The sequence below is a fragment of the Variovorax sp. KK3 genome (assembly GCF_001984055.1).
Lineage (GTDB): Bacteria > Pseudomonadota > Gammaproteobacteria > Burkholderiales > Burkholderiaceae_C > Variovorax.
Genome location: NZ_LYVO01000047.1, coordinates 44,911 through 51,342 on the forward strand (window position 1 = coordinate 44,911; position 6,432 = coordinate 51,342).

Annotated in this window: 6 protein-coding genes; 1 reads left to right on the forward strand and 5 read right to left on the reverse strand. The window is 67.4% G+C overall.

All coding sequences use genetic code 11. From position 1 onward, the window contains the following. Nucleotides 1-7 precede the first annotated feature (7 nt). Both B0W80_RS21285 and B0W80_RS21290 read right to left on the reverse strand, forming a co-directional pair. Nucleotides 8-271, reverse strand: a complete 264-nt coding sequence (locus tag B0W80_RS21285) for a PP0621 family protein (RefSeq protein WP_077001161.1) — start codon at nucleotides 269-271, stop codon at nucleotides 8-10. Further along, nucleotides 268-1,077 carry an inner membrane protein YpjD gene (locus B0W80_RS21290; RefSeq protein ID WP_077001162.1) on the reverse strand — a complete coding sequence of 270 codons (810 nt, stop codon included), beginning with the start codon at nucleotides 1,075-1,077 and terminating at the stop codon, nucleotides 268-270. Before B0W80_RS21290 ends, B0W80_RS21285 begins: the two co-directional genes overlap by 4 nt. Nucleotides 1,078-1,165: 88 nt before the next feature. On the opposite strand from B0W80_RS21290, the gene ffh reads away from it, so the two are divergent. Then, nucleotides 1,166-2,554 carry a signal recognition particle protein gene (gene ffh / locus B0W80_RS21295; protein WP_077001163.1) on the forward strand — a complete coding sequence of 463 codons (1,389 nt, stop codon included), beginning with the start codon at nucleotides 1,166-1,168 and terminating at the stop codon, nucleotides 2,552-2,554. Between the two features lie 51 nt (nucleotides 2,555-2,605). On the opposite strand, the gene mdoH is transcribed toward ffh, so the two are convergent. From mdoH to B0W80_RS21310, 3 genes are all read right to left on the reverse strand, one after another. Beyond that, nucleotides 2,606-4,597 carry a glucans biosynthesis glucosyltransferase MdoH gene (gene mdoH / locus B0W80_RS21300; protein ID WP_077001164.1) on the reverse strand — a complete coding sequence of 664 codons (1,992 nt, stop codon included), beginning with the start codon at nucleotides 4,595-4,597 and terminating at the stop codon, nucleotides 2,606-2,608. A gap of 20 nt (nucleotides 4,598-4,617) precedes the next feature. Continuing rightward, nucleotides 4,618-4,815 carry a hypothetical protein gene (locus B0W80_RS21305; RefSeq protein WP_077001165.1) on the reverse strand — a complete coding sequence of 66 codons (198 nt, stop codon included), beginning with the start codon at nucleotides 4,813-4,815 and terminating at the stop codon, nucleotides 4,618-4,620. Nucleotides 4,816-4,992: 177 nt separating this feature from the next. Beyond that, nucleotides 4,993-6,417: a sigma 54-interacting transcriptional regulator gene (locus B0W80_RS21310; RefSeq protein ID WP_077001166.1), complete on the reverse strand. Its 1,425-nt coding sequence runs from the start codon at nucleotides 6,415-6,417 to the stop codon at nucleotides 4,993-4,995. Nucleotides 6,418-6,432: the final 15 nt, after the last annotated feature.

The following is a 6,432-nucleotide window of genomic DNA, read 5'->3' on the forward strand; positions in this document are numbered from 1 at the left end:
GGCAGTCTCAGCGGCCGGTCTTCGCCAGCCGATGGGCGACGCTGCAGTACGTCGATTTGTCGAAGTCGTACACCGCATCGGCGCTGGGCACATGCAAGCCGCAATGCCGGCAGCGCACCATGGGCATCATCGGCTCCTTGCTGTTGGGCATGTCGTAAACAGGCGGCTTTGGGGGCGCCGCGTGATGCGCTTCCAACTCCTTGCGGTGGCGCGCATTGCGCCAGGCCCAGATGGCGATCAGCACCACGAGAAGAACCACCAGGTATTTCATGCCGCCACCCGCCCCAAGACGACTTCGAGCACGAAGCGCGAGCCCACGTAGGCCAGAAGAAGAAGCGCCGAACCGGCGTAGAGGACGCGCCGCGCCGCACGACCGCGCCAGCCGAAACGCGAGCGCCCGACCAGCAGCACCGCGAAAGCGAGCCAGGCCAGCACGGAGAACACTGTCTTGTGGTCCCACTTCCAGCCACGCACGCCGATGCCGTAGAGCTGCTCGCTGAACAGCAGGCCGGCGAGCAGCGTGGCGGACAGCAGCACGAAGCCGGCGGTGACGAAGCGAAAGGTCAGTCGTTCCATGGTCAGAAGCGGCACGCCGGCATGCGGCTCGGCCGCGAGGCGGATCTGTTTTTCAGTGCGGGTCATGATCCAGGCATGGATGACGGCCGCGCCGAAGAGGCCGTATGAAGCGATGCCGAGCGCCAGGTGCAGCGGCAGCCAGGGCGAGGCCGATACGTGCAGCGGCGTGCCCGGGAAGACCAGCGCCAGCAGCACCGCCAGCGCGCCCAGCCCTGCGAGCACGCGCCGCACCTGCAACTGCGGATAGAGGCGGCTTTCGATGGCATACACCGTCATCACCAACCAGGCCGTGACAGAGAGCGCGGGCGCGAAGCCGAAGCGCGGGTTGCCGCCAGCCAGCGACCAGGCCAGCACGCCGGCGTGCAGCAGCCAGGCCAAGCCGAGCATCCATTGGGTGGCGGGCCGTCCGAGCCAGGACGATGCGGCAGCGGTCGCGCCGTAGGCCGCGGCTGCGGCGATGCCCAGCGCCACGCCGAGTGGAGAGGGGATCGCTAAAATCATCGGCCGGAGTTTAGCCTCTCGCCTTCGCGTATTTCCCGCCAAGGAACGCCTGCTCCCCCACCCACCGATCCCCGCCGCGGGAAGCACCATGGCCAGCGCCCTCACCGAAAAATTCTCACGCCTCGTCAAGCAGGTCAGCGGCCAGGCCCGCATCACCGAGAGCAACGTCCAGGACATGCTGCGCGAGGTGCGCATGGCGCTGCTCGAGGCCGATGTCGCGCTGCCCGTGGTGCGCGACTTCGTCGCCCGCGTCAAGGAAAAAGCGCTCGGCCAGGAAGTGCTGGGCTCCCTCAAGCCGGGCCAGGCGCTGGTGGGCATCGTTAACCGCGAGCTCGCCGCCACCATGGGCGAAGGCGTGGCCGACATCAACCTCGTGGCCCAGCCGCCCGCCGTCATCCTGATGGCCGGCCTGCAGGGTGCGGGCAAGACCACCACCACCGCGAAGCTGGCCAAGCACCTGATCGAGAGGCGCAAGAAGAAGGTGCTGACGGTGTCGGGCGACGTCTACCGGCCGGCCGCCATCGAGCAGCTCAAGACGGTGACGAAGCAGGCGGGTGCCGAATGGTTCCCGAGCACGCCGGACCAGAAGCCGCTCGACATCGCCAGGGCTGCGCTCGACCACGCCAAGCGCCATTTCTTCGACGTGCTGCTGGTCGACACGGCCGGCCGCCTCGCCATCGACGAGGTGCTGATGGCCGAGATCCAGCAATTGCATGGCGCGCTGAATCCGGTCGAGACCTTGTTCGTGGTCGATGCGATGCAGGGCCAGGACGCGATCAACACGGCCAAGGCCTTCAAGGAGGCGCTGCCGCTCACCGGCATCATCCTGACCAAGACCGACGGTGACTCGCGCGGCGGCGCTGCGTTGTCGGTGCGGCAGGTCACCGGCGTGCCGATCAAGTTCGCGGGTGTCAGCGAAAAGATCGACGGGCTGGAGGTCTTCGATGCCGAGCGCCATGCCGGCCGCATCCTGGGCATGGGCGACATCGTGGCGCTGGTCGAACAGGTCACGGCCGGCGTCGACGTGGCGGCGGCGCAGAAGCTCGCCGCCAAGGTCAAGAGCGGTGCGGGCTTCGACCTCAACGACTTCCTTGGCCAGCTGCAGCAGATGAAGCAGATGGGCGGCCTGTCGAGCATCATGGACAAGCTGCCTGCCCAGATGGCCGCCAAGGCGACCGAAGCCGACATGACCCGCGCCGAGCGCGACATCCGCCGCAAGGAAGGCATCATCAACAGCATGACGCCGCTGGAGCGCCGCAAGCCCGAACTGCTCAAGGCCACGCGCAAGCGCCGCATCGCGGCGGGTGCCGGTGTGCAGGTTCAGGAGGTCAATCGCCTGCTGAACGAGTTCGAGCAGATGCAGACGATGATGAAGAAGATGAAGGGCGGCGGCCTCATGAAGATGATGAAGCGGATGGGGGGCATGAAGGGCATGCCGGGGATGGGCGGAGGCGGCGGCGGGATGCCGCGCTTCTGAGCGCCCATAAAAAAAGCCCGCTCAGCGGGCTTTTTTGTGGGCGAGGGAGCGTCAAGCTCTGGCCAGGCGCACCGCGTGCATCCAGGCCCTGCGCAGCACGGCCGGCGAACGCGACTCTTCCGGAATCAGCAGGAAGCCACGGTCGCGCAGCGAGTTGCCGAGCGCGATCTGGCTGGTCAGCACCGTCAGCGGGATCGCCAGCAGCAGCGGCAGGCCAACCGGCATCAACCAGGTCAGGGCGCTGGCATCGATCATCGCGATGCCCACCGCCAAGGCGGCGATCACCAGCGTCATCGGTGCGAGCTGCGTGAAGGCGATGCGCCACGGCACGGCAGCTGCTTCCCGCGGAGGCGACTTCCATTCCAGCTTGATGCCGGTGAGCGCGACCACCACGAACAGCGAGTGAGCCAGCATGCGAACCGGCGCCTGGATGATGGCGAGCGCGCTTTCGAGTGCGGCGCTCTTGATCAGGCCGCCGACGCCGCCGTACTGGCGCTGCTCCTTGCGCATGACCACGGCCACCAGGCCCAGGATGCGAGGCAGGAACAACAGGCACAGGGTCCACAGCCACAGGCCGGCCAGTTCCATCGGCATCACCATCCAGTTGGCGATCAGGCTCGAGCCGCTCAGCCACAGGGCGGTGCCCAGGGTCAGGAAGGCCAGCCACAGCGGTGCCGAGACGTAGGCCATGGTGCCGGTGACGAACATCGCGCGGTGCACCGGATGCAGGCCGGGTTCGGCCATCAGGCGGGCGTTCTGCAGGTTGCCCTGGCACCAGCGGCGGTCGCGCTGCAGTTCGGCCAGCAGGTCCGGCGGTTGCTGTTCATAGCTGCCGACCAGGTCGGCGACCAGCCACACGTGGTAGCCGGCACGGCGCATCAGCGCGGCTTCGACGAAGTCGTGCGACATGATGCCGCCGGCGAAGCCGCCCTTGCCGCGGATCGGCGCCAGTGCGCAATGCTGCATGAAGGGCTCGACGCGGATGATCGCGTTGTGGCCCCAGTAGTGGGACTCGCCGAGTTGCCAGAACTGCATGCCCAGCGTGAACAGGCGGCCCGTCACGCGCGATGCGAACTGCTGGGCGCGGGCGTGCAGCGTCACGTGTCCGATGGCCTGGGTGGCGGTCTGGATCACGCCGGCCGTCGGGTTGGCTTCCATCAGCTTGACCATCGAGGTCAGGCAGTCGCCGCTCATCACGCTGTCGGCGTCGAGCACCACCATGTAGCGGTAGTCCTTGCCCCAGCGGCGGCAGAAGTCGGCCACGTTGCCGGCCTTGCGGTGCGTGCGGCGGGTGCGCAGGCGGTAGTACACCTCGACCTGCGGCTGGTTCGGGCTGTCGGCCAGCGCGGCGCGCAGTTCTTCCCAGGCCTTGCGCTCGGCGGCGGCCGTCTCGGGGTTGTAGCTGTCGGACAGCACGAACACGTCGAACTGCTTCGCATGGCCGGTCGACGCCACCGATTCGCAGGTGGCACGCAAGCCGGCGAACACGGTCGCCACGTCTTCGTTGCAGATCGGCATGATGATCGCCGTGCGCGCTTCCGGGTTCATCGGGTGGTGCGCCACTTGCTTTGCCGACAGCGCGTGCTTGTCACCGCGAACGGACACGTAGAAGCCCATGAGCGCGGTCACGAAGCCGGTCACGACCCAGCCGGAGAGCAAGCCGTAGAGGCCGATCTGGCCGTACTCGAGCCACAAGTTGTTGTAGTCGGGCTGCACGCCGGCGAACAGTGTGGACGCGACGATCGTGCTGAACACCGTCAGGGCCATGAAGGCGAGGCGGCGTTGCTGGGCAGCACGTTGCCAAGCCTGCGTCGGCCGGGGCGCGGGCGACGCGTCGGCGCCGGCCTTGCCGGCGCCGAGCTTGACCAGCATGGCGGTGCCGATGCTGTTCCAGAAGCCGCGCCAGGGGCGGGGCGTCATCGAGCCGCGGTTGATGGGAGGCGCCGTGACCGAATTGGGGTGACGCTCCTCGCGCAGCACGCTGCGGTGGGAGAAATCGGCCTCGGTCAGGACGTTGAGTTGGGAGAAGTCGTTGGGCTTCATGGCAATTTGCTGGCTGTTTCTCAACGTTGTTTGTCGGAGGCGGTGTCGCCAATGGCCGGAAAGCGCTTGAAGACGCAGTCCGGTGCCGCGCCGCCGCCATGGGCCAGCGCCGACGACGGGTGCCCCGCGGTGCGCGACCGCGAGAGGGAAAACTGCTTTTGACGCAGGCCGTCGCGCTGCGGACGCAGTGCGAAAGATGGGCTGGTGATAGCTGTCATGCCAGTACAAGGGCAAACCCTGTGCCAGGCCTGAAAAGCGCTTTTAAATCAAAGGCTTACGGCAATTTGAGCATTGTCGGCGCGATTTTTTGAGGTCCAAAGGCCTCAAAACCCCCGAATTTGTCGCCGAATCCCGACACGCTCGGTAAACGGCAGGTCAATTTCCAATGAAATCAACTACTTAGGCTCGTCGCCGGGCGGCGACACGCCAGCGCCGGCCAGCGACACGTCGGCCTTGAAGTGGCCCGGGGTGAGCCCATGCTTCTGCAGCAGGCGGTAGAACTCCGTGCGATTGCGGTCCGCCAGCCGCGACGCGTCGGCCACGTTGCCGTCGGTCAGCTTGAGCAGGCCGACCAGGTATTCGCGCTCGAAGCGCTGCTTGGCATCGGCATAGGTCTGGACCTCGACGCTCGGCGAGCGCAGCGCCCGCTGCACCAGCGCCAACGGGATCAACGGCGAGCTCGAGAGCGCGCACACCTGCTCGACCACATTGAAGAGCTGCCGCACGTTGCCCGGCCAGGGCGCAGTGGTCAGCGCTTTCAAAGCTTCCGGCGCGAAGCCCGAAAGGCGCTTGTTGTACTTGCTGGACAGCCGGTTCAGGAAGTGATTGGCCAGCAGCGGGATGTCCTCGCGCCGCGCCGACAGCGGCGGCAGGTTCAGCGTGACCACGTTGAGGCGGTAATACAGGTCCTCGCGGAACTGCCCTGCCTCCATCGCGGCGTCGAGATCGCGGTGGGTGGCGGAAATGATCCGCACGTCGACCGCGATCGACTGCGTGGCACCCACCGGCCGCACGGCGTGCTCCTGCAGCACCCGCAGCAGCTTGACCTGCAGCGCCGGCGGCATGTCGCCGATTTCGTCGAGCAGCAGGGTGCCGCCGTCGGCCTGCTGGAACAGTCCCTTGTGGTTGGCCACGGCGTCCGTGAAGGCGCCCTTCATGTGGCCGAACAGTTCCGATTCGAGCAGCGCTTCGGGAATGGCACCGCAGTTCACCCCCACGAAGGGCTTGGCCGCGCGTGCGCTGGCCTTGTGGATGGCGCGGGCCAGCATTTCCTTGCCGGCGCCGCTGTCGCCGCGCAGCAGCACGCTCGCATCCGACTGCGCGACCATGCGCGCCTCGGCCAGCACCTCGGCCATGCGGTTGCTGCGGCTGACGATCTCGGAACGCCAGCTCTCGTCGCTGCTCTTGCCGGCGCTGGGCGGCGGTGCGCCGAGCGCGAGCGCCTGCGAGATCTTCTCGAGCAGCTCGCGTGCGTCGTAGGGCTTGGTCAGGTAGGTGAAGACGCCGCGCGCCGTGGCCTCGACCGCGTCGGGAATGGTGCCGTGCGCGGTCAGCAGGATCACCGGCAACGTCGGATGGCGCTTGCGGATCTCGTCGAAGAGCTGCAGGCCGTCGCGTCCCGGCAGGCGCACGTCGCTGAGCACCAGCTGCGGATGCTCGATCTCGAGCTGCGTGAGCGCCGATTCGGCCGAGGTCACGGCCGTGACCTGGTAGCCGGCCGCGTTGAGGCGCATCGACAGCAGCCGCAGCATGTCGGCATCGTCGTCCACCACCAGCAGGCGGGGGCCGGAGGGCTCGGTGGACTTGGCGGCGGGGCTCATTGGGCGGGCTTGGGC